The sequence below is a fragment of the Pseudomonas sp. GM21 genome, assembly GCF_000282215.1.
In the GTDB taxonomy this organism is placed as follows: domain Bacteria; phylum Pseudomonadota; class Gammaproteobacteria; order Pseudomonadales; family Pseudomonadaceae; genus Aquipseudomonas.
This window is the reverse complement of the sequence record NZ_AKJS01000113.1, coordinates 12,956-34,560: the sequence shown is the minus strand read 5'-3', so window position 1 is coordinate 34,560 and position 21,605 is coordinate 12,956. Positions and strand designations below refer to the sequence as shown.

Annotated in this window: 18 protein-coding genes; 15 read left to right on the top strand and 3 right to left on the bottom strand. The window is 59.2% G+C overall.

Features of this window, described 5'->3' with window-relative positions; genetic code table 11:
* The 13 genes from waaC to PMI22_RS10245 all read left to right on the top strand — a co-directional run bounded on the left by waaC (position 1) and on the right by PMI22_RS10245 (position 13,850).
* A complete protein-coding gene (gene waaC / locus PMI22_RS10185; protein ID WP_007947014.1) occupies positions 1-1,062 on the top strand; it encodes a lipopolysaccharide heptosyltransferase I in 1,062 nt (353 codons plus the stop codon).
* Entirely contained in the window at positions 1,062-2,183 is a 1,122-nt protein-coding gene (locus tag PMI22_RS10190; protein WP_007947013.1) for a glycosyltransferase family 4 protein, read from the top strand. Before waaC ends, PMI22_RS10190 begins: the two co-directional genes overlap by 1 nt.
* Positions 2,183-2,989 (top strand): lipopolysaccharide core heptose(I) kinase RfaP, encoded by an 807-nt coding sequence (rfaP, locus tag PMI22_RS10195; RefSeq protein WP_007947012.1) that lies wholly within the window; start codon positions 2,183-2,185, stop codon positions 2,987-2,989. The genes PMI22_RS10190 and rfaP overlap by 1 nt, the downstream gene beginning before the upstream one ends.
* On the top strand, positions 2,989-3,723 hold the full coding sequence (locus PMI22_RS10200) for a lipopolysaccharide kinase InaA family protein (protein WP_007947011.1): 735 nt from the start codon (positions 2,989-2,991) through the stop codon (positions 3,721-3,723). The genes rfaP and PMI22_RS10200 overlap by 1 nt, the downstream gene beginning before the upstream one ends.
* Positions 3,720-4,472, top strand: a complete 753-nt coding sequence (locus PMI22_RS10205; protein WP_007947010.1) for a lipopolysaccharide kinase InaA family protein — start codon at positions 3,720-3,722, stop codon at positions 4,470-4,472. Before PMI22_RS10200 ends, PMI22_RS10205 begins: the two co-directional genes overlap by 4 nt.
* Positions 4,472-5,923, top strand: coding sequence for a lipopolysaccharide kinase InaA family protein (locus PMI22_RS10210; RefSeq protein ID WP_007947009.1), 1,452 nt, complete (start codon positions 4,472-4,474; stop codon positions 5,921-5,923). The genes PMI22_RS10205 and PMI22_RS10210 overlap by 1 nt, the downstream gene beginning before the upstream one ends.
* Before the next feature lie 168 nt (positions 5,924-6,091).
* A complete protein-coding gene (locus PMI22_RS10215) occupies positions 6,092-6,427 on the top strand; it encodes a YceK/YidQ family lipoprotein (protein ID WP_081502805.1) in 336 nt (111 codons plus the stop codon).
* Between the two features lie 172 nt (positions 6,428-6,599).
* Complete coding sequence (locus tag PMI22_RS10220; protein ID WP_007947007.1) at positions 6,600-8,357, top strand: carbamoyltransferase family protein; 1,758 nt, start codon at positions 6,600-6,602, stop codon at positions 8,355-8,357.
* The gene (locus PMI22_RS10225; RefSeq protein WP_007947005.1) at positions 8,341-9,471 is read left to right on the top strand and encodes a glycosyltransferase; all 1,131 of its coding nucleotides are present in this window, start codon (positions 8,341-8,343) and stop codon (positions 9,469-9,471) included. Before PMI22_RS10220 ends, PMI22_RS10225 begins: the two co-directional genes overlap by 17 nt.
* Positions 9,471-10,367, top strand: a complete 897-nt coding sequence (locus PMI22_RS10230; RefSeq protein WP_007947004.1) for an antimicrobial resistance protein Mig-14 — start codon at positions 9,471-9,473, stop codon at positions 10,365-10,367. The genes PMI22_RS10225 and PMI22_RS10230 overlap by 1 nt, the downstream gene beginning before the upstream one ends.
* Positions 10,368-10,375: 8 nt before the next feature.
* Positions 10,376-11,818: a PIG-L deacetylase family protein gene (locus PMI22_RS10235; RefSeq protein ID WP_007947003.1), complete on the top strand. Its 1,443-nt coding sequence runs from the start codon at positions 10,376-10,378 to the stop codon at positions 11,816-11,818.
* Complete coding sequence (locus PMI22_RS10240; protein WP_007947002.1) at positions 11,815-12,969, top strand: glycosyltransferase family 4 protein; 1,155 nt, start codon at positions 11,815-11,817, stop codon at positions 12,967-12,969. The genes PMI22_RS10235 and PMI22_RS10240 overlap by 4 nt, the downstream gene beginning before the upstream one ends.
* Positions 12,966-13,850 (top strand): glycosyltransferase, encoded by an 885-nt coding sequence (locus PMI22_RS10245; RefSeq protein WP_007947001.1) that lies wholly within the window; start codon positions 12,966-12,968, stop codon positions 13,848-13,850. Before PMI22_RS10240 ends, PMI22_RS10245 begins: the two co-directional genes overlap by 4 nt.
* Positions 13,851-13,878: 28 nt before the next feature.
* Here the strand turns inward: PMI22_RS10245 and PMI22_RS10250 are convergent, their stop codons facing one another.
* Positions 13,879-15,096 carry an acyltransferase family protein gene (locus tag PMI22_RS10250; RefSeq protein ID WP_007947000.1) on the bottom strand — a complete coding sequence of 406 codons (1,218 nt, stop codon included), beginning with the start codon at positions 15,094-15,096 and terminating at the stop codon, positions 13,879-13,881.
* Positions 15,096-16,958 carry a bifunctional O-antigen ligase/aminoglycoside phosphotransferase family protein gene (locus PMI22_RS10255; protein ID WP_007946999.1) on the bottom strand — a complete coding sequence of 621 codons (1,863 nt, stop codon included), beginning with the start codon at positions 16,956-16,958 and terminating at the stop codon, positions 15,096-15,098. Before PMI22_RS10255 ends, PMI22_RS10250 begins: the two co-directional genes overlap by 1 nt.
* Positions 16,959-17,114: 156 nt before the next feature.
* On the opposite strand from PMI22_RS10255, the gene msbA reads away from it, so the two are divergent.
* Complete coding sequence (gene msbA / locus PMI22_RS10260; RefSeq protein WP_007946998.1) at positions 17,115-18,917, top strand: lipid A export permease/ATP-binding protein MsbA; 1,803 nt, start codon at positions 17,115-17,117, stop codon at positions 18,915-18,917.
* Positions 18,918-19,078: 161 nt separating this feature from the next.
* Positions 19,079-20,503, top strand: coding sequence for a bifunctional D-glycero-beta-D-manno-heptose-7-phosphate kinase/D-glycero-beta-D-manno-heptose 1-phosphate adenylyltransferase HldE (gene hldE, locus PMI22_RS10265; protein ID WP_007946997.1), 1,425 nt, complete (start codon positions 19,079-19,081; stop codon positions 20,501-20,503).
* A gap of 108 nt (positions 20,504-20,611) precedes the next feature.
* On the opposite strand, the gene PMI22_RS10270 is transcribed toward hldE, so the two are convergent.
* Positions 20,612-21,580: a hypothetical protein gene (locus tag PMI22_RS10270; RefSeq protein ID WP_007946996.1), complete on the bottom strand. Its 969-nt coding sequence runs from the start codon at positions 21,578-21,580 to the stop codon at positions 20,612-20,614.
* Positions 21,581-21,605 lie beyond the last annotated feature (25 nt).

Here is a 21,605-nt window from a genome sequence, read left to right as displayed (position 1 = left end):
TTGCGGGTTCTGCTGATCAAGACTTCCTCGCTGGGCGACGTGATTCACGCGCTGCCGGCACTGACCGACGCCGCGCGGGCGATTCCTGGCATCAAGTTCGACTGGGTGGTGGAAGAAGGCTTTGCCGAGATCCCGACCTGGCACCCGGCCGTGGACAAGGTAATCCCGGTGGCGATCCGTCGCTGGCGCAAGAACCTCTGGCAAACCATCAAGAGTGGTGAGTGGCAGCGCTTCAAGCAAAGCGTTCGTGCGGAAAAGTATGATCTGGTGATCGACGCCCAAGGCCTGCTGAAAAGTGCCTGGCTGACGCGTTACGTCAAGGCACCAGTCGCCGGACTGGACAAGGATTCGGCGCGCGAGCCGATGGCTGCACACTTCTACTCTCGTCGCCTGGCGGTGGGCCGTGGACAGCACGCAGTGGAACGGGTGCGTCAATTGTTCGCCCTGGCCTTGGGCTACGACTTGCCCAAAGGCCTGGGTGACTACGGCCTGAACGTCGAGCGCCTGGTGGAATTGCCGCGCAAGAATCCGTACGTGCTGTTTCTGCATGGCACCACCTGGGACACCAAGCACTGGCCGGAAGCTTACTGGCGTGAGCTGGCCGAGCGTGTCGGTTATCTGGGCGTTGCCGTGAAACTGCCGTGGGGCAATCCAGTCGAGAAAGCCCGGGCCGAGCGTATCGCCGCCGGGTTCCGCCATGTCGAAGTACTGCCCAAGCTGAACCTGGCCGGTGTCGGCAAGGTGCTGGCCGGCGCACAGGCTTGCGTGGCCGTAGACACGGGCCTCGGTCATCTGGCCGCCGCGCTCGACGTCCCGACCTTGTCGCTGTTCGGGCCGACCAATCCGGGCCTGACCGGCGCCTATGGTAAAGCGCAGATTCACATCGCCAGCGACTTCCCCTGCGCACCGTGCCTGCAAAAAAAATGTACCTATCAACCGACGGAACAGGATGCCCGTCAGTTCGACCTGAAACGCGAGTGGCCTCTGTGCTTCACGCGCCTGAATCCCGAGCGTGTCGCGACCCGACTGAGCACGTTGTTACTGGCTGAGGAGCTGCGCTGATGCAATTGGCATTCGTCTTGTACAAATATTTTCCATTCGGGGGCTTGCAGCGCGACTTCATGCGCATCGCCCTGGAGTGTCAGCAGCGCGGCCATCAAATTCGCGTCTACACGCTGATCTGGGAAGGCGACGTTCCGCCGGGTTTCGAAGTGCTGGTGGCGCCGGTCAAGGCGTTCTTCAATCATCGGCGCAATGAAAAGCTCAGCGAATGGATGGAGGCTGATCTGGCCAAGCGGCCCGTGGATCGCCTGATCGGTTTCAACAAGATGCCGGGCCTGGACGTTTACTACGCCGCCGACGGCTGCTTCGAAGACAAGGCGCAAAACCTGCGTCATTCGCTGTATCGCCGTTGGGGCCGCTACCGGCACTTCGCCGAATACGAGCGCGCGGTGTTCGCCAAGGACGCCAAGACCGAAGTGTTGATGATTTCCGAAGTGCAGCAGCCGTTGTTCATCAAGCATTACGACACGCCGCTGGAGCGTTTTCATCTGCTGCCACCAGGCATCTCCCAGGACCGTCGCGCGCCGGCCAATGCCGCCGAGATTCGTGCCGGATTCCGGGGCGAATTCAACCTCAAGGACGATGAGTTGCTGCTGGTGCAAATCGGCTCCGGGTTCAAGACCAAAGGTGTGGATCGCAGCCTCAAGGCGCTGGCCGCATTGCCCGCTGATCTGAAGAAACGTACCCGGTTGTTTGTAATTGGCCAGGATGACCCCAAATTATTCCAGATGCAGAGCGCCGCCTTGGGGCTCGGCGACAACGTGACGTTCCTCAAGGGGCGCAGCGATATCCCGCGTTTCCTGCTCGGTGCCGATCTGTTGATCCACCCGGCGTATAACGAAAACACCGGGACCGTGTTGCTCGAAGCCTTGGTGGCCGGGCTGCCGGTGCTGGTCAGCGCAGTGTGTGGTTATGCCCACTACATCGCCGAGGCGGATGCCGGGCTGGTGTTGGACGAACCGTTTGATCAGGCACAACTGACCCAGTACCTGACCGGCATGTTGAACGACGCTCAAGCACGGGCGGCCTGGAGCCGCAACGGTCTGGCCTTCGCCGAGACGGCCGATCTCTACAGCATGCCGCAGCACGCGGCCGATGTGATTCTGGCGGAGCACGCTTAATGAAGTTGATGCTGGCTGAACCGTTCAAGAGCCTTTGGGCCGGACGCGATGCGTTCACCGAAGTCGAAGGTCTCGAAGGCGAGGTTTACCGTGAACTGGAAGCGCGCCGGACCTTGCGCACTGAAGTGAACGGCAATGGTTTTTTCGTGAAGATTCACCGTGGCATCGGCTGGGGCGAGATCTTCAAAAACCTGCTGACGGCCAAGCTGCCGGTTCTTGGCGCGGGTCAGGAATGGAAAGCCATTCAGCGCCTGAAAGAAGTCGGCGTGCCGACCATGACCGCCGTCGCTTACGGCGAGAAGGGCAGCAATCCGGCGGACCAGCACTCTTTCATCGTCACCGAAGAACTGGCACCGACCGTCAGCCTCGAAGACTTCAGTATTGATTGGGTCAAAACCCCGCCCGAGCCTAAACTCAAGCGGGCGCTGATTGCCGAAGTCGCGCGCATGACCGGCATGATGCACCGCGCCGGGGTCAACCATCGCGACTGCTACATTTGCCATTTCCTGCTGCACACCGACAAACCGGTGACCGCCGATGATTTCAAACTCTCGGTGATCGACTTGCACCGTGCCCAGACCCGCCCGGCGATCACTCGGCGTTGGCGCAACAAAGATCTGGCGGCACTGTACTTTTCGGCCCTGGACATCGGCCTGACCCGGCGCGATAAATTGCGCTTCCTCAAGGGTTACTTCCAGCAGCCGCTACGCCAGATTCTGGGCGAAGAAGCGTCGCTGCTCGCCTGGCTTGAAGGCAAGGCCAATAAACTTTATGACCGTAAACAGCGATATGGGGATGCGCTCTGATGGCGGGTTGGAAACTGGAGCCCGCGTATAGCGATCTGGCAGAAGATTTCGGTAGCCTTGAAGCGGTGTTCGCGCTGCAGGGCGAGCGGCTGACCCGTGACCTGTTGTCCGAGGTCATCCGCGTCAATCGTAACGGCGTCAATTACTACGTCAAACGCTACACCGGTGCCGGCAAAGGCCTGCGCCGTTACCTGGGCAAACCCCGGGTGAAGGCCGAATGGCAGAACCTCAAACGCTTCGCCAAGTGGGGCATTCCCACCGCCGAAGTGGTGGCCTGGGGGCTGGAGCGGCGCGGTGCGGCCTACAATCGTGGGGCGATGATCACGCGCGAACTGCCGAACACCGAAGACCTGTCGGCCCTTGCTGAGCGGTTCGATCCCAAATTGTCGGACCGCGCCTGGGTCGACACGGTCAGCCGGCAGTTGGCCGCTTATACCCGGACCATGCACGACCATCGTTTCACGCATAACGATTTGAAGTGGCGCAATCTGCTGATCGACGATCAAGCCCGGTTGTTCCTGATCGATTGCCCCAATGGTGATTTCTGGCGCGGCTTCTGGCTTAAATACCGGATCACCAAAGACCTGGCCTGCCTCGACAAAGTGGCCAAATACCACCTGTCGGCCACCCAGCGCCTGCGCTTTTATCTGCAATATCGTCAGCGTGACCGGCTCAATGCCGCCGACAAGAAACGGATCCGGCACGTGGTGAGATTTTTCGAGGGGCGCGAATGACTGATTTTCTGGCCGCTGAAGACCGTGCGCTGCTTGAGCGCCATGGCCTCGGCACGTTCGATGCGCTCTGGGCCAAACAGCTCGACGCCGTGGATGAGCCCAACACCGTCAGCGGTGGCTGGAGCAGCGTGTTTCGACTGGATCTGGAAGGTCGTGGTTTTTACCTCAAGCGCCAGAGCAACTACCTGACGCGCACCTTTCACGCGCCCTTCGGCGAGCCGAGTTTTGCCCGTGAGTTTCGCAACATCAGCCGTTATCAAAAGCTGGGCATACCAGCGCTGCAAGCGGTGTTTTTTGGTGAGCGCAAAGTCAACGGTGAAGTCCGCGCAGTGCTGCTGACCCGCGCACTAGACGGATGGGATGATCTCGATTCGCTGTTACAGCGCTGGTCGAGCCTGAGCGAGGCGCAACACGCGGCCATTCTCAAAGCCTGTGGTGTTTTGGCGCGACGGCTGCATAGCGTGCGTCAGGTGCATGGCTGCTTCTATCCCAAACATATTTTTCTGCAAGCCAAGGGCGACGGTTTTCAGGCTCAGTTGATTGACCTGGAAAAGACCCGGCCGCTGCTGTTCGGTCAGCGTGACCGGGTCAAGGACCTGGAACCGTTGCTGCGCCGCGCGCCGCAGTGGACCGAAGCGCAGTTGCGCGAGATGTTGGCGGCCTATGTCGATCAGTCTCAGAACAGTTCGCTCGTGGACAGTTGGGTTTCGCGACTGACCGCGCGTCGCAGCCACAAGGAGAAGCGCTGATGCGCCTGTCCGAACTGAAAGACGCCGGCCGCAGCCCGAGCTTGCCGATGAACATTTCGCTGGCCGATGCCGCCGGTCCCGCCGAATTGCAGCTGCTGAGCTTGCTGCGGGTCTTGCCGGGACAACGGTACGTTGGCGCAGGGGTCTGGCGCGGCCGGCCGGTGTTGGCCAAATTGTTGGTGGGCAGCAAGGCAGCGCGGCATTTTCAGCGTGAACTGAACGGCGTGCGCTTGCTCGCCGATCAAGGCCTGACCACGCCGCAATTGCTCGCCGATGGCCTCAAGGAAGGCGAGGGCGGCTGGCTGTTGTTCGACTTCCTCGAAGATGCCGAGAGCCTGGGGGATACCTGGAAAAAAGTGGAACACCTGCCGGTGCTGGCGGATATGCAAGGCGCCGTGCTGGCTGAGGCGTTGGGTGCAATCGGCCAAATGCATCGCAAGGGCCTCTGGCAGGAAGACCTGCATCTGGACAACCTCTTGCGTCAGCGCGGGCGGTTGTACCTGATCGATGGCGGCGGCGTCTGTGCTGAAACACCGGGGCAGGCGCTGTCACGCAACAAAGTCCTGGAAAACCTCGGCGTGTTTTTTGCGCAGCTGCCCAAGACGCTGGAACCGTTCATCGAAGAATTGCTGGTGTATTACTTGTTGAGTAACGGCGAGCACGCCCTGCCGATGGAAGCCTTGCAGAAGCAGATCGACAAAGTTCGCGCCTGGCGCTTGAAGGACTTCCTGGTCAAAGTCGGCCGTGAATGCACGCTGTTCAGCGTCCGGCGCGGCGCATTTGCCTTGCGCGCGATTCGTCGCGAGGAAGAGGCTGCGATGCTGCCGGTGCTTGAGCAGGCCGACGCGTTGCTCGATCAAGGCCATCTGTACAAGACGGGGGGCGCGGCGAGTGTGGGAAAAGTCGAGGTTGACGGTCGGACGCTGGTGATCAAACGCTACAACATCAAGGGATTTGCGCATTGGCTCAAGCGATTCTGGCGCCCGAGCCGTGCCTGGCACTCGTGGCACGAAGGCAATCGCCTGGCGTTCCTCGGCATTGCCACGCCCAAGCCGTTGGCGTTGCTGGAAAAGCGGTTTCTCTGGCTGCGCAGTCGGGCGTATCTGGTGACCGAGTATTTGCCGGGGCCGGACATCATCGAACGTTTCGCGCCTTACGTTGAAAGCGGTGAAGCCCCTGAGGCGGAGCTGCTGGCGCTGGATCATTTGTTTGCCGAGTTGATTGGCGAGCGCATCAGCCATGGTGACTTCAAGGGGCACAACCTGTTTTGGCAGGATGATCGCTGGGCGCTGATTGATCTGGATTCAATGTGTCAGCACGGCTCAGTGAGCAGCTTTGCCCCGGCGTATGCGCGGGATCGGGCGCGGTTTATGCGCAACTGGCCTGAGAGCAGTGCGCTGTATCAGGTCATTGATCAGCGTCTTCCCAAGGAAGTTTCCAGCGCTGACTGATTCGGACCTTCGGCCTTATCGCGAGCCTGCTCGCGATGAGGCCAGATCAGCCGCCCTGGATCTAGAGGACAAGTTTTTTAGAATCGTCCTACATGATCCGCTGAACCCATGAACTGTGCCCTGACTAGCCACGATGCTAGTTTGCCTGACGTTCATGGAGGGCAGATTTTGTCGTTAAAAACAGCTATTGCGATCAGCGCCATCTCACTCGCGCTCGCTGGTTGCGGCACCGCTGCCACGGTGCTGCAATCTGACGAAGACGCAGCGCGCCGTCTCAGAAAACAAAAAACCTACTGCCAGTCCATCCCGCGCATTTACAGCGGCCTGGCCTACGATTTCTGCTACTTGAATGCCCCGCCTGATCCGGGAGGTTACCTCGCATCCTTTGTACTGATGGACCTGGCCTTGTCCGGTGCCCTCGACACGGTTTGCCTGCCCTATACCCTTTACCGGCAGACCACCGAAGGCAATCTCAGTATTTATGGTCAGTTAGGCCGCAGGTAACTATGTCGAGGTCTTTCTACTGTCAACGCGTGAGCTTGCCGCTTGACGCTAGAGGCTTGCCGCTGCTTTTACGCTATAATCCCGCCCTTTAGCTGTCTCTCGCTGCTTGCGAGGGCACATTAATTTTTGAGGCGCTTGTCGCCTGCATGCAGACTAAAGAGGCTAGACCCCTGTGGCATTGACGATTCTTGGCCTGTCCGGCGCCCTTAGCCATGATCCTTCAGCAGCCTTGTACATCGACGGCAAGCTGGTCGCGGCGGCTGAGGAAGAGCGCTTTGTGCGCGATAAACATGCAAAGAACCGCATGCCTTACGAGTCGGCGAAGTTCTGCCTGGAGCAGGCGGGTATCAAGCCATCCGACGTTGACGTGGTTGCGATTCCATTCGCCCCGATCAGCCTGTTCGGCAAGGCTCGCTGGCAGTACGCCAAGCGTTACTGGTACGCCCCGGACCGCGCCCTCGACGCGATCCTGATGGGCAACCGTCGCTACAAGCGCTATCGCAACAAAATTGTCTGGTGCCTCGAGCAACTGGGCTTCGATCCGAAGAAAATCAAGATCGAACCCGTCGAGCACCACCTGGCCCACGCCTCCAGTGCTTACCACTGTTCCGGTTTCAAAGAAAAAACCGCGATCCTGGGGATCGACGGCAAGGGTGAGTACGCCACGACCTTCTTCGGTTACGGCGAAAACGGCAAGATCCACAAGATCAAGGAATTCTTCGATCCGGACTCCCTCGGCGGCCTGTATGGCGCGATCACCGAGTTCCTCGGTTTCGATATGCTCGACGGCGAATTCAAGGTCATGGGCATGGCGCCGTACGGCGACGCCAGCAAATACGATTTCTCACGCCTGGCTTCGTTCGAAAACGGCGAACTGGTGATCAACACCGAATACGCCAACGTCATCGGCCTGCGTCGTTACAAAGAGAAGGGCAAGGGTTACTACTTCTCGCCGAAGCTGATCGAGTGGCTGGGTCCGAAGCGCGAAGGTGATATCGCCGACGAACCCTACATCCACTACGCCGCGAGCATTCAGGCGCTGTTCGAAAAGATTTCGCTGCAGATGATCGACTACTACCTGGGCGACGTGCTCAAGGAAACCGGCAAACTGGCTTACGCCGGCGGCTGTGCGTTGAACGTCAAGCTGAACCAGAAAATCATCGCCCGCGATGACGTCAAGGAGCTGTTCGTGCAGCCCGCGTCCGGCGATGCCGGCACGGCGGTCGGCGCAGCGGCGTATGTGTCTAACGCTCGTGGCGTGCCGGTCGAGAAGATGGAACACGTCTACCTCGGCCCTTCGTACACCAACGAAGACGTGCTCGCAGCCTGCGCCCGTCACCCGAGCAAACCGGTCTGGCGCAAGCTCGACAACATGCCGGAAAACATCGCCAAGATCATGGTCGACGGTAACCCCGTAGCCTGGTTCCAGGGGCGCATGGAGTTCGGTCCGCGTGCCTTGGGTGGTCGTTCGATCATCGGTTGCCCGAGCGCTGTCGGCGTGGCTGACCGCATCAACCACCAGATCAAGTTCCGCGAGCGCTGGAGGCCTTTCTGCCCGTCGATGCTCGACACCGTTGCTCCGCAGATGATCAAGATCGATCACCCGGCGCCGTTCATGACCTTCACCTTTGAAGTGGCTGAAGAGTGGAAAACCCGCGTACCGGAAGTCGTCCACGAAGACGGTACGTCCCGGGCCCAGGTGCTCAAGCGCGAGTACAACCCGCGCTACTACGACATGATGAAGGCGCTGGAAGTGCTGACTGGCAATGGCGTGTCGCTGAACACCTCGCTGAACCGTCGTGGCGAGCCGATGATCTGCTCGCCTACCGATGCCCTGAACATGTTCTTCGGTTCCGATCTACAGTACTTGATCATGGAAGACATCCTGGTGGTTAAAGAGGGCGCCAACGCTTATGACTCGCTCGGCTGAACGCCATGTGCTGCAGTTCTGTCACGGCTATGACGGCCCGTTTCTGGACTGTGCCCGGCAGTACGCCAGCCTGTTCGCGGGGACTGGCAATCGAGTGACCACGGTCTTTCTGACCGGGGCCGCCGATAGCGACGTCGCTGCGGGCTGCGCTTCCGATGAAGTGCTGTTCATGGAATACAGCTCCAAGGCCATTCGTGGCCTGAAGCTGGGCGCCATCGGCGATCTGCGCAAGATCGCTGCCTCGCGCAACTTCAGTTTCTGCATTGCCCACCGTTTCAAGCCGATCTACATCGCCTTGCTCGGTACGTCGCTGCCGGTCATTGGCGTGCATCATGCCTTTGGCGATTACAAACGCGGCACCCGCAAACTGTTCGCCCATATTTTCCGCAAGCGTCTGAGTCTGCTCGGGGTCTCCGATGCGGTGCGTGACGACATGCGCAGTTGCCTGCCGAAATGGCCGGTCGGGCGGATTCAGACGCTCTATAACCGAATCGATGTGCCGGCCATGCAGACCAGTCAGGTTTCGGCTCGGGAGGCCCGGGAAACCCTGGGTCTGTCAGCGGATGCCTGGATTGTCGGCAACGTCGGGCGGTTGCATCCGGACAAAGACCAGACCACGCTGCTGCACGGTTTTGCCCTGGCATTGCCGCAACTGCCGGCCAACAGCCAACTGGTGATTCTCGGTAGCGGTCGGCTGGAACAGGACCTCAAGGAACTGGCACGCGAACTGGGCATTGGGGACCGGGTGCTGTTTCTCGGCCAGGTGCCGGATGCCCGTCGTTACTTCCGTGCCTTCAATGTGTTTGCCTTGAGTTCCGATCACGAACCTTTCGGCATGGTGCTGCTGGAAGCCATGGCCGCTGGCGTGCCGTTGCTCGCGACGGCTTGCGGTGGTGCGAGGGAAGTCGTTGAAGGGGTCGGCATCCTGTTCCCGTTGGGCGATGCCGAACGTCTGGCTCAAGGACTGCAACATCTGGCCGCAATGGACGATCAGCAACGTCATCAATGCGCCGAGATGATGCTTGACCGTTTGCGTGAGCATTTCTCCGACCGCGCCGTGCGCGATGCTTTCTGGCATTTGCCACACGTTACAGAACTGGCACCGAGGGGCTGATGCTCAACCGATTTCAAGGCTGGCGCGAACGTGGCTGGACGCTGGTCGACGCCTCGACTTATGCACAGGCCTGGCAGCGATTTGGCGGTAGTGTTGCGACGCATCCCATGGTGGTCGAGCGCCTGGCGCAGTTGGCCGAGATCCCGGTGCGTTACCTGGCCTGGGAGCAGAACGGTGAAGTGAAAGCCGCCATCCCGACCTGGGGGCGCGACCTGGCGCTGTCCAAGGACGTGCTCAAGCGCCGTGGTAAAAAAGGCCTGTTCGACCTCGGCAATGCCGAGGTGATCCTGCCAGCTGCCGCCGATGCACAAGCAGCGCTGCGCCATCGCGGACGTTATTTGTCGGCGCTTAGCGAAGGCCGATTCACCGATATCAAGCTGCAGGCCGAACAACTGGCCATGGCGCGCACGCCCGAAGAACTGTCGAAAAAATTCCGCTACAACCAGCGCCGTGAATTGCGTCTGCTGGAAGAAGCCGGTGGTGTTGTGCGTCCGGTGGCCGAGTTTTCCAGTACTGAGCTGGCGGCGATTTATTGCGACCTGTTCCAGCGCCGTTGGGGCTTTCCGGCCACGGGTGCCGAGCGCATGGGTGAGGTGATCGAGCTGCTGCGCGACTTGCTGATCGGCTCGGTGATTTTCCTCAACGATGCCCCGATCGCCATTCAACTGGTGTACCGCGTCGAAGCGCCGGAGTGGATCAGCGTCGAGTACATCAACGGTGGCGTCGATCCCGAAACCCGTGAGTTCAGCCCCGGCAGCGTGCTGAGTTTTCTAAACACCCAAAGTGCCTGGGAGCACGCGCGCGCCCTGGACAAGCCTTTGCGGTTTTCTTTCGGTCGTGCCGACCGGGAATACAAGGGCCGCTGGTGCAACCCTGTGCCGGTTTTTACCGTGTGAGTGAACCCATGAGCCGCAAACAGCAACTGCTCAAGCGCCATCGGCGCAACAAACGCATCAGCCTGTTGATCGCGTTGATGCTGTTGATTGCTATCGGCGTGCTGGTGGCCTGGTGGTTGCCACTGGTGTTGGCGGTGCTGGGCTGGATTGCCCACGAGGCCTGGTTCGCCGACCACCTGTTTTACTCCCCCAAAGACGACTACCTATACAGCTTCCCGCCCTACACCCCGCAGCCCAAGGTGCATCTGGACGGCGAGCGCTTGCGCCTGGACGAAGGCGTGATGCTGGTCGACGACGCCACGCTGGTGTTGGCGCTACGGGTGAAAAGCACCTGGCTGGGGCGCTTTATCGACCCGGTGGTGGAGCTGTCGGGTGGTGATAACCCGGACCGACTGACGTTTGAGCGCGGCGTCAATGGCCTGCGTTACCTGAACCTCAGTGGTCAGGCGCAAGTGCTTTCGCGTGGTGAGTTGCGACTGTGTGGACGCTACTGCCGCTTGCTCGGCGAGCCGGTGTTGTGGGCGCTGGAGCAACCCGACTTCCGCCGGCAACGGGTGATGGTGATCGCACCCCACGCCGATGACGCTGAACTGGCTGCCTATGGGTTGTACAGTCAGGCCGACGAAGCCTGGATCGTCACACTGACGGCCGGTGAAATCGAAGCCGAACACTACCAACAGATCGGCTTGAACAAGGTCGAAGCGTCGCGGCTCAAGGGCCGTTTGCGCGCGTGGGACAGCATCGCGGTGCCGCGTTGGGCCGGCGTGCCGGAGGCTCATTGCGTGCAGCTGGGTTACTTCTGTCTGCAACTGGCGGCAATGCAGGCCGCGCCGGCGCAACCGGTCGCTTCGCGGGAAGCGGATTTGAGCGACACTCGCCTGTTTCGCCAGTTGAACCCGTTTGCCTTGCCGGGCGATGCTGACGGTGCACCCACCTGGAACAATTTACTGGCCGATCTGCGTGCAGTACTGCTGCGCGCGCGCCCCGAAGTAATCGTATTGCCGCACCCGACCCTCGATCCGCATCCCGATCATATGTGTGCTCAACAAGCGGTTCTCGAAGCCTTGAAAGGCCTGGAATGGCAACCGACCACACTGCTCGGCTACGCCAACCATCTGCACGACAACGACCGCTGGCCAATGGGCGATGCGGGGCATGGCATTGCATTGCCGCCAGCGTTCGACGCGGCGACGCCGATGCAGCCTTGCTGCCTGCCGCTGTCGCTGGAACTTCAGCGCGACAAAGCCATGGCGCTGGGCATGATGCATGACCTGCAACCCTCGATGCCGGTCAAGCGACGCCTGCGCCGGGTCATCCAGCGGCTGTTAGCCAGGCGCAAGCCGCCGGCCTACGGCGAGAACGAATTCTTTCGCAAGGCCGTTCGGCGTCACGAGCTTTTGTGGATACTCAAGCACACACCAATCAACGCTTCTCAGCGGGGAGAGTTATGAGCCAGCGGCTAAAGGTTCTGCAATTGCAGCCTGACTACAACGTCAAAGCCCATGATTTTGCCGACCTCGCAGAGCAGATCGTCAAGGCGCTGCCCAGTGATCGCTTCGAAGTGACGGCGGCGTTCCTGCGTGGCAAGCCGGGGCCGGGTGAGGCTATAAGCCGGGCCGACCGTTCGGTGTATTTCGAGTTTTCCGACAAATCCCTCAAAGGCATGCGCTTGCGGGCGATGTGGACGCTGTACAAGTTTTGCCGCGCGGAAAAATTCGACGTGGTGATCTGTAACCGCTTCAAACCCGTGAACATGATGCTGGCGCTTAACCGCTGGTTGAAAGTGCCACTGTGCATCGGTATTTCCCACGGTTTCGGTGAGTACGACCGGTTTTACCGGCGCCGCCAGACCCAGCGTCTGATCGATCGACACTGGCGTTTTGTCGGCGTGTCGCCGGCCGTTAAACAGTATCTGTTGGACTGCGACTGCGGTTTTACCGATCAGAATACCTACGCAATCACTAACGCCATCGACATCGAACAGGCCGAAGGTTTGCAGCACAGCCGCGAGCGTGCCCGTGAGTTGTTGGGTATCGATCCGTCGGTGCGCTTGATTGGCGCTCTGGGGCGTCTTGTGCCGGTCAAGGGTCATACCTACCTGTTGCAGGCGTTTGCTGCGCTCAAGGACAAGTACCCGCACACCCAATTGGCGATCATTGGTGCCGGCCGCGAAGAGTCGCGCCTGAACGCCGAGATCGAACGCCTGGGCCTGAGCGGACGCGCACACCTTCTGGGCTTCAGGGAAATCGCCTTGCAGTACATTCGTGCCTTCGACATCTGGACCATGCCGTCCCTGGCTGAAGGTCTCGGGCTGGCGCTGCTCGAAGGCATGAGCGGGCATCTGCCGGTGATCGCCTCCAACGTGCCCGCCATGCTGCCGCTGATTGAAGGAGCGGGCGGGCTGGCGATTACACCCAAGGATGTGCCGAGCCTGGTCGCAGCGCTGGATAATTACCTCGGCCTGTCGGATGACGAACTCAAGGCCAAGGGTGAGCAGGCCTATCGTTATCTGCAGGAACAACATGACATTGAGGTGTTCCGTCAGGAATACCTGAACCTGATCGATTCCGGCCTGGAACAGGCCCGCAAGGAACACCCATGAGCGCCGCGCAACCTCTCGTCACGGTCATCATCGCGTCGTACAACCACGCTCGCTACATCGAGGAAAGCATTCTCAGCGTCCTCAATCAGACTTATAAGAACATCGAATTGTTGGTGGTGGACGACGGTTCCAAAGACGACAGCGTTGAACGCATCAAGGTGCTGCAGGCGCAATATGGATTCGATTTTCGGGTTCAGCAGAATCAGGGTCTGACCAACACCCTCAACGGCGCCATTGCTCGCTCAAGCGGTAGCCTGATCGTGCCGTTCGGTTCTGATGACATCATGCTGCCGGAGCGCATCGCCACTCAGGTGGCGCACATGGATGGCAAGCCCGAGGTGGGTATCTGTGCCGGCAATATCGAGCTGATCGACGCCGACGGTAATCTGTACCCGGAGAAGCGTCAGCGCCGTGATGTGCCGTTTCGTCGTCTGGACTTCGATGACATGTTTCTGGAGCGTAAACCCTATCCACCCGCCCCGACCCTGATGATCCGTCGGGAAGCGCTGGACAAGGTAGGCGGATTCGATCCGAATATTCGCCTGGAAGATTTGCTGATCGAACTGAAGGTGACCCATGCGGGTTACTTTATCGATGGCCTGAATGTGCTGATGGCGCGCTATCGCAAACACGCCACCAACTCTTACAAAAACCACCGCTTCATGATCGACAGCATCCTGCGTACCTACGCGCTGTTCAGCGATCATCCACTGTACGACGAGGTTCGCTACAAGTTCCTCAGCTCGATGTTCCTCAAGACCGCCAACCGTGATCGCAAGCTGGCCCGTGAGCTGCTGGCGCAGATCCCGTTCAGGGCCTGGAACAAGAAGACCTGGCGCGGTCTCGGTCGACTGTATTTCTCGCCGCTGGAAAAAGACTGATCCAGCTTCGATGCGTCGTGTAGCAGCTTCAGCCAGCGATGTCCTCTGCCAGGCTCTTGTTGGCTTTTTTGCCTTGGCGCAGCCACAGCAAGACCTTTCTGCCCGCCGTTATTCCCGGTTTCTCGATGTACAGGAACGTCAGGCTGCTGATGATGATCAGCAAACAGCTGCACAGGGCCATCAGCGGCAGAAAGGTCCAGATGTCACTAACGTCTAGATCAAGCACCAGCGGCAGGCGCTGGATGAACACCCACAGCACAAAGCCGTGCAGCAAATAGGTGCTGTAGCTGATTTCGCCGAGCCAGCGGATGCTGCGTGGTTTCAGTGCGCCGAACAGGGTGTTTCCGGACGCAACAATCACGAAAAACAACGACATGAGCAGCAATGGCCTCAGGGCGAAAGCACGGTTGAATGCCGTGAAGGCAATGGCCAATGCCAGCAGCGCGATAATCCCCGCCATTCGAGTCTGACCCCAGGCCACCAGTTGCGGCCGGCGAACCCAGTACGCAGCGCCGATGCCGCCGAGAAAGCTCGCCAGAAAGTGTTTTTTCAGCGAGTGCTCCATGCCGATCAATTCATACAAGCCGTAGATGCCGATCAGGCACAACACCGTTTGCTGCCAGCTGCCCCGGTAGATAAACACCATGCCGGCGAGGGGCAATGCCAGATAGAAAAACACCTCGTAACTCAAGGTCCAGGTGACGTTGGAGATCAGCATGCCGGTTTGGTGGTACTGGTTGACGTCTGGTCGGTCAAAGGTCAGCCAGGCCAGAGTCTGGCCAAATAACTGAATCCAGGAGTCCTTGAGCTCCCAGTTCTGCAGGTAGAACACCGTGACAAACACGATCAGCATCAGCGGCAAATACAACGGATACAGGCGAAACAATCGCGATACGGCAAAGGCCAGCCAGTCGTGCTGACGTCCCTGGGTCAGCAGTCGGTTCCAAAACAGGAAACCGGTAATCATGAAAAATAGCGCGACACTGCCTTGCCCGAGCTGAGAGTAGAAATTGCTCGGCGGAAAATCAAACACGCCTGTGCGCAGGAAGATCAAGGTAATGATCGCATGGTGCACGAACACTCCGAACGCCAGATAACCGCGTAGCCCATCAATGCTGGCATAACGGCTTTCACTGGAGTGTTCGATTTGACGGGCGATTTTCGGCACGGCGCGCAACAGCAGGGCGGCGGTCAAAATGGCCAGCAGATAACCTGCTAGCGCAATGAGGGGATTGGTTTCAGTCATCAATGAGCCTTGACCGGGGAGCTCCCGGCCAGCACTTGCCTGTGCAGGTTATCAACAGCGGACTTCGATGCCGTCATGGCATAGCCCTGAAGCAGGGCTTCAAAGTGTTCTTCGAACAGCCAGCGCCGGTCTACGGTGTAGCGCTGCATATGGCGCAGATTACGCTGACGCAGGGCCAGGCTCAATGAAGACGGGTAAATGCGCAGGTCGGCGACATCGATCAGACCGAACTCGCCATCTTCAAGTACCAGCACGTTACCCAGGTGCAGCGAGCGGAAATAGACACCTTGTTCATGCAGTTGAGCCATGAACTTGCCAAAACGCTCCACCAGCGCCTGGCGCACTGCGGGTGCGGTTATGCCTTGCAGGACCTGGCGCAGTGTATTGCCGGGCAGCGGCGAATAGTGCACGGCACTGCTGCCGTCCGCGAGGCGATAAAGATCAAGAATCGGCGGGGTCGGGAACCCTATGCTGCGCAATTGCTCGCTGTTGACAGCAAAGCGTTCGGAGTAGGGGTTGAAACTGCCTGAGGTGTACCAACGACGGCCGCGAAACAGCTTGAGGAAGCTGCCATCGAGCAGGCGCAAGACTTTGGGGCCCAGACCATCTTCTTCGATCACTTGTGCATTGGCGGTCAATTGCTGCTGGGCCGTTGGCGTCAGCGTTTTGATGGGCATCGCCAACAAGCGTCGGGCGCGCTGGTTGATGCAAAGAGCGACGATCAGCGCCAGCGGAATCCACAGCAGGAACCAATGCTCCTTGGGTCGGGAGATGATTCCGCCACCCTCGGTAAGGCCTGCACCGATTCCGAATATCAGCCAGGTTGAGGCGATGATAAACAGGGGTTGCACACGATTGCGCCAACAGCTCAACAAGCCCCAGGCATGGAAAAACAGCCATGGCAGTAAACCAAAAATCCCGACGTAATAGAGGACGCCCAAGGCAAAGCTGTGGGGTTCCTGGAAATTGATGCCGACGCCGGGATCGATGGCGAGATTGGCGCTATAACCATGACCGATCCAGGGGTGATCGGCTATTTTATTGATGGCTAGTTGCCAGATTTCGAAGCGGTAAGAGTCACCTCGCTCGATGATCATTCGAGCAAAGAGCATATAAACCGTGGCTGCGCTGGCAACCAGCGCGCCCAGCAATACGACGGAGCGACGGTTCCAGCAAATAAAACCCAGCCAGAGCGCCGCCATCGTCAGTGCAACCAGAGGCGTTCTGGAGCCGGTGGCGATTACAGCGGCGAACATGATTGCCAATGCCGGAAGACTCAGCCAGAGCATCAGTCGGCGCTTGCAGATCATGCTCATGCTCAGCCAGTAGGTCGCGTAAAAACCATACATGTGAGAACTCAGTAGCGGGTTGTCGAACGCACCCCCCCCGACCAAGCGCATACCCGGTTCGTACACGCGTGCGAACATGAACAGACTGTGGACGGTGCCGACCAGTCCGACCAGTGCCGCAGTGAACAGCAGCGGGTGAACGATTTCGCTGCGATAGCGCACCACCATGTAGCAGCCAGCGAACAGCATCAGGGTATGCAGCGGTGCTTTGAATTGACTGGCGAAGCCATCCTTTTCCGGTCCCCAGCACAAACTCACCAGCGCCCAGCCCGAGAACATCAGTACGGCACTGAAGATCGGGTCGCGGACCAATTCCTTGAGTTCGCGGGGGCGCAGACACAGGGCGATCAGCGTCGGAATGCTGAACAGGCCATAAAAAAGTTTGTGGTGCAGACTTCGGCCTGGCAAGAAGAACAGTGCGCATAGAAACAAGAGATAGCCAAGTGGAAGAATCCAGAGGCAAATGAAATCGAAAACTCGATTTGACACACTATTGAAGCCGCTGAGTTGCATGCTGAGAGATTCAATCCTGAAGTTGATCGGCCATTTCGGGGTGATGGCCAATTGATGCTTAATTCAATGCCTAACAATAACAGCCTTTAGTCGATTGCCAGAACCCTGAAGAAGCTGTGCTAAAGTCAGCGTCCTTTTTATCGACAAACGCGTGATATGACCGACTCTAGTCTCTCCGCAAGCCCATCGAGCTTGAAAATCTACTTCCGCCTGCTCGGCTATGTCCGGCCGTACATCAGTTTGTTTCTGATCAGCATTGTCGGCTTTTTGATTTTCGCTTCGACCCAGCCGATGCTCGGTTACATCCTCAAATACTTTGTCGATGGCCTGTCCAACCCTGAGGCAGTGCTTTTTCCCACGGTGCCTTACCTGCGCGACCTGCAACTGTTGCAGGCTGTACCGTTGCTGATCATTCTGATCGCCGCATGGCAGGGGCTGGGATCATATCTGGGCAATTACTTTCTGGCCAAGGTTTCCCTCGGGCTCGTCCATGACTTGCGGGTACAGCTGTTCAATAACCTGCTGGTTTTGCCCAATCGGTATTTCGACAAGCATAACTCGGGTCATCTGATTTCGCGTATCACCTTCAACGTGACGATGGTCACCGGGGCGGCCACAGATGCGATCAAGGTCGTAATCCGTGAAGGCATGACCGTGATCTTCCTGTTTGCCTCGCTGCTGTACATGAACTGGCGCCTGACGCTGGTCATGATCGCCATCCTGCCGCTGATCGCCATCATGGTGCGCACCGCGAGCAAGAAATTCCGCAAGCAGAGCAAGAAAATCCAGGTGGCCATGGGTGATGTGACCCACGTGGCGTCGGAAACCATCCAGGGCTATCGCGTGGTGCGCAGCTTTGGCGGCGAAGTCTACGAAGAGAAGCGTTTCTACGCCGCCAGTCAGGGCAACACCGACAAACAACTGCGCATGACTCGCACCGGTGCCATATACACGCCGTTGCTGCAACTGGTGATCTACAGCGCCATGGCGGTGTTGATGTTCCTGGTGCTGTTCCTGCGTGGCGATGCATCGGCCGGTGACATGGTTGCCTATATCACCTTGGCTGGCCTGTTGCCCAAGCCGATCCGCCAGTTGTCCGAAGTCAGCTCGACCATCCAGAAAGGTGTGGCGGGGGCCGAGAGTATTTTCGAACAACTGGACGTCGAGCCTGAAATCGATACCGGTACCGTCGAGCGCGACGCCGTCAGCGGTCGCCTGGACGTGCGCCATCTGAGCTTCACCTACCCGGACACTGATCGCCTGGTTCTCAATGACATCAGTTTCTCGGCCGAGCCAGGGCAAATGGTGGCGCTGGTTGGGAGGTCGGGCAGCGGCAAGTCGACTCTGGCCAACCTGATCCCACGCTTCTACCACCACGACAAGGGCGAGATCCTGATCGATGGTGTCGAAGTGGAGCAGTACAAACTGTTGAACCTGCGCAAGCACATCGCCCAGGTGACCCAGCATGTGACGTTGTTCAGTGACACAGTGGCCAATAACATTGCTTATGGCGATCTGGCTGGCGCACCTCGTGACGCGATCGAAAGAGCCGCGAAAGATGCCTACGCAATGGACTTCATCGCGCAGTTGCCCCAAGGCCTGGACACTCAAGTCGGCGAGAACGGCGTGCTGCTGTCCGGCGGTCAGCGTCAACGCCTGGCCATTGCACGGGCCCTGTTGAAGAACGCACCCTTGTTGATTCTCGACGAAGCCACCTCGGCGCTCGACACCGAATCGGAGCGCCACATTCAGGCGGCGCTGGACCAAGTGATGAAAGGCCGGACCACGCTGGTGATCGCTCACCGTCTGTCGACCATCGAAAAGGCTGACCTGATCCTGGTGATGGATCAGGGCCGGATTGTCGAGCGCGGCACCCATGCCGAGCTTCTGGCGCAAAACGGTTACTACGCCCGGCTGAACGCCATGGGCCTCGACGCCCCGGCTGAAGACATCGCCTGACCCCTGCTCACCGGGTGCGCAATGCGCCCGGTTTTCAGCGTTTTCTGCTCAATAAATAACCAGGTCGCCCCTTAAAATCATTCCGTTACAGCCGTCGCGCAAGCCAGTGCCAACCCTGTGGTAATATCGCGCCCCTGTTCATTTTGTATGTGGGTTGCTCCATGAAGTTGTCCATGCCGCGATTCGATCAAGCCCCTGTCTTGGTGGTCGGCGATGTCATGCTCGACCGTTACTGGCATGGTGGTACCTCACGGATTTCCCCCGAGGCGCCAGTACCGGTCGTCAAGGTCGAGCAAATCGAAGACCGCCCGGGTGGTGCCGCCAACGTTGCGTTGAACATTGCTGCGCTCGGTGCTCCGGCTTCGCTGGTCGGCGTGACCGGCGACGACGAAGCTGCCGACAGCCTGGCCAATAGCCTCAAGGGTGCCGGGGTTCGTGCGTTATTCCAGCGCATCGCGCACCAGCCGACCATCGTCAAGCTGCGGGTCATGAGTCGTCACCAGCAACTGCTGCGTATCGACTTTGAAGAACCCTTCGCCACCGATGCGTTGGCGCTTGGTGTGCAAGTTGATGAATTGCTCGAAGGCATCAAGGTGCTGGTGCTGTCCGACTACGGCAAAGGCGCACTGAAAAACCATCAGGTGCTGATCCAGGCAGCCCGTGCCCGTGGCATTCCGGTACTGGCGGATCCCAAGGGCAAGGATTTCTCGATCTACCGTGGCGCCAGCCTGATCACTCCGAACCTCAGTGAGTTCGAAACCATCGTTGGTGGTTGCGCCGATGAGCACGAGCTGGTGAGCAAAGGCGCGCAGTTGATGCACGACCTGGACCTCGGCGCGTTACTCGTGACCCGTGGCGAACACGGCATGACTTTGCTGCGCCCTGATCATCCGGCATTGCACTTGCCAGCTCGCGCCCGTGAAGTGTTCGACGTGACCGGTGCCGGCGATACCGTGATCTCTACCCTGGCAGCCGCGATTGCGGCGGGCGAAGAATTGCCCCACGCGGTAGCCTTGGCCAACCTGGCGGCGGGCATCGTGGTCGGCAAACTCGGTACGGCGGCCATCAGCGCCCCGGAACTGCGTCGCGCTATCCAGCGTGAAGAAGGTTCGGAGCGCGGTGTGCTGGGCCTTGAGCAATTGCTGCTGGCGGTCGACGATGCGCGTGCGCACAAAGAGAAGATCGTTTTCACCAATGGCTGCTTCGACATTCTGCATGCCGGCCACGTGACCTATCTTGAGCAGGCGCGTGCCCAAGGTGATCGTCTGATCGTTGCGGTCAATGACGATGCTTCGGTCAGCCGCCTGAAAGGGCCGGGTCGTCCGATCAACAGCGTCGACCGTCGCATGGCGGTATTGGCTGGATTGGGCGCAGTGGACTGGGTCATCAGCTTCCCTGAAGGCACCCCGGAAAACCTGCTGCGCGAGGTCAAGCCGGACGTGTTGGTCAAGGGTGGCGACTATGGGATTGACCAAGTGGTCGGCGCGGACATCGTGACGGCTTACGGCGGCACGGTAAAAGTACTGGGGCTGGTGGCAAACAGCTCAACCACGGCGATCGTCGAAAAAATCCGCCAATCCGAGTGAAGCCTAAAAGATCGCAGCCTCGTTTCACTCGACAGCTCCTACAGGGAATCGCATTTCAATGTAGGAGCTGTCGAGTGAAACGAGGCTGCGATCTTTTGACCTTTTGCTCTAAGAGCTGACTTTTTTACGCGGCACGATTTTCTTCAGCAATTGCTTCGCCTTCCCGCGCAACCGCGCCAGGCCCGAGTCCTTCCTCGGTGGATTCAGCCCCTGCTGGCTCACCCAATCCTTCCAGCGAATCCGCTCATCTCGCACTACCCAGCCTTCCTGCCGGGCAAAACTCTCTGCCAGAAACAACCCACGAGTACTCGCCGGGTACAGCTGATCTTTCTTCAGCGTATAGAGCTCGGCCATCGGCTGGCCGTCCTGTAATGGCATCAGGTACAAGTCCGGGCGCTTGCGGTCGAGCCGGGCCACCAGTTGATCGCCTTCCAGCCGCTCGTCGACATGAAACAGACTCAGGGATTTGGCTTCTTTAGGCACGTCCAGGCGTAAGTCATAGATCAGTTGCAACGACGCGGTGGGCAAATGCACGTAGGCGCGCGGCCGTTCGATCAACTGAAGCCTGGCGCAACGCACCGGCCGCGCCGAACCGGACAGCGGCGTCAGGCGAAACGGCAGCGCCTCGCGATAATGCAGGGCGCTGGCATAGGGTGCCGGCAGCCACGTGTCGTTGAAACGCCCGCCGAGCCAGCCTTCCGGGGTTTCCAGCAGGCATTCTTCGGCGATTTCCTGGATCGCGGTGTGCAGCGGCAGGTTCAACTCATGGGCCGGTACGTAGCCAGAGATCAACTTGAGCACCACGTCGCCACGGTCTTGCCGACGCTGACGCACCAGCACCCAGTAATCACGATTCTGCCAATGCAGGGTCAGGCGCACCGAGACGCCGAGATTGGCCAGTTCCAACGCAAATCGTTCGGTGCTGGCCACCGTCACGAGGCGGCGACGTTGCAGGGTCTGAGAGAAATTGAGCGGCATTCCGACGCTCTGATAGCACAAGCCTTCGGGAGTCGCTTCGACGTACAGCGGCAGGGTCTTGAAGTTGTTCGGGTTCTTTCTTATGAGCGTACGCGGCATGTCGGCTCCTGCTTAAGGCCGCGCG

Bases quoted from the DNA above. Each gene is read 5' to 3' on its own strand.
- PMI22_RS10250 (WP_007947000.1), bottom strand. From the start codon at position 15,096: ATGACTGAAACCAATCCCCTCATTGCGCTAGCAGGTTATCTGCTGGCC.
- rfaP (WP_007947012.1), top strand. From the start codon at position 2,183: ATGAAGTTGATGCTGGCTGAACCGTTCAAGAGCCTTTGGGCCGGACGC.
- hldE (WP_007946997.1), top strand. From the start codon at position 19,079: ATGAAGTTGTCCATGCCGCGATTCGATCAAGCCCCTGTCTTGGTGGTC.
- PMI22_RS10230 (WP_007947004.1), top strand. From the start codon at position 9,471: ATGCTCAACCGATTTCAAGGCTGGCGCGAACGTGGCTGGACGCTGGTC.
- PMI22_RS10210 (WP_007947009.1), top strand. From the start codon at position 4,472: ATGCGCCTGTCCGAACTGAAAGACGCCGGCCGCAGCCCGAGCTTGCCG.
- PMI22_RS10245 (WP_007947001.1), top strand. From the start codon at position 12,966: ATGAGCGCCGCGCAACCTCTCGTCACGGTCATCATCGCGTCGTACAAC.
- msbA (WP_007946998.1), top strand. From the start codon at position 17,115: ATGACCGACTCTAGTCTCTCCGCAAGCCCATCGAGCTTGAAAATCTAC.
- PMI22_RS10205 (WP_007947010.1), top strand. From the start codon at position 3,720: ATGACTGATTTTCTGGCCGCTGAAGACCGTGCGCTGCTTGAGCGCCAT.
- PMI22_RS10225 (WP_007947005.1), top strand. From the start codon at position 8,341: ATGACTCGCTCGGCTGAACGCCATGTGCTGCAGTTCTGTCACGGCTAT.
- PMI22_RS10235 (WP_007947003.1), top strand. From the start codon at position 10,376: ATGAGCCGCAAACAGCAACTGCTCAAGCGCCATCGGCGCAACAAACGC.
- PMI22_RS10190 (WP_007947013.1), top strand. From the start codon at position 1,062: ATGCAATTGGCATTCGTCTTGTACAAATATTTTCCATTCGGGGGCTTG.
- PMI22_RS10270 (WP_007946996.1), bottom strand. From the start codon at position 21,580: ATGCCGCGTACGCTCATAAGAAAGAACCCGAACAACTTCAAGACCCTG.
- PMI22_RS10255 (WP_007946999.1), bottom strand. From the start codon at position 16,958: ATGCAACTCAGCGGCTTCAATAGTGTGTCAAATCGAGTTTTCGATTTC.
- PMI22_RS10200 (WP_007947011.1), top strand. From the start codon at position 2,989: ATGGCGGGTTGGAAACTGGAGCCCGCGTATAGCGATCTGGCAGAAGAT.
- PMI22_RS10240 (WP_007947002.1), top strand. From the start codon at position 11,815: ATGAGCCAGCGGCTAAAGGTTCTGCAATTGCAGCCTGACTACAACGTC.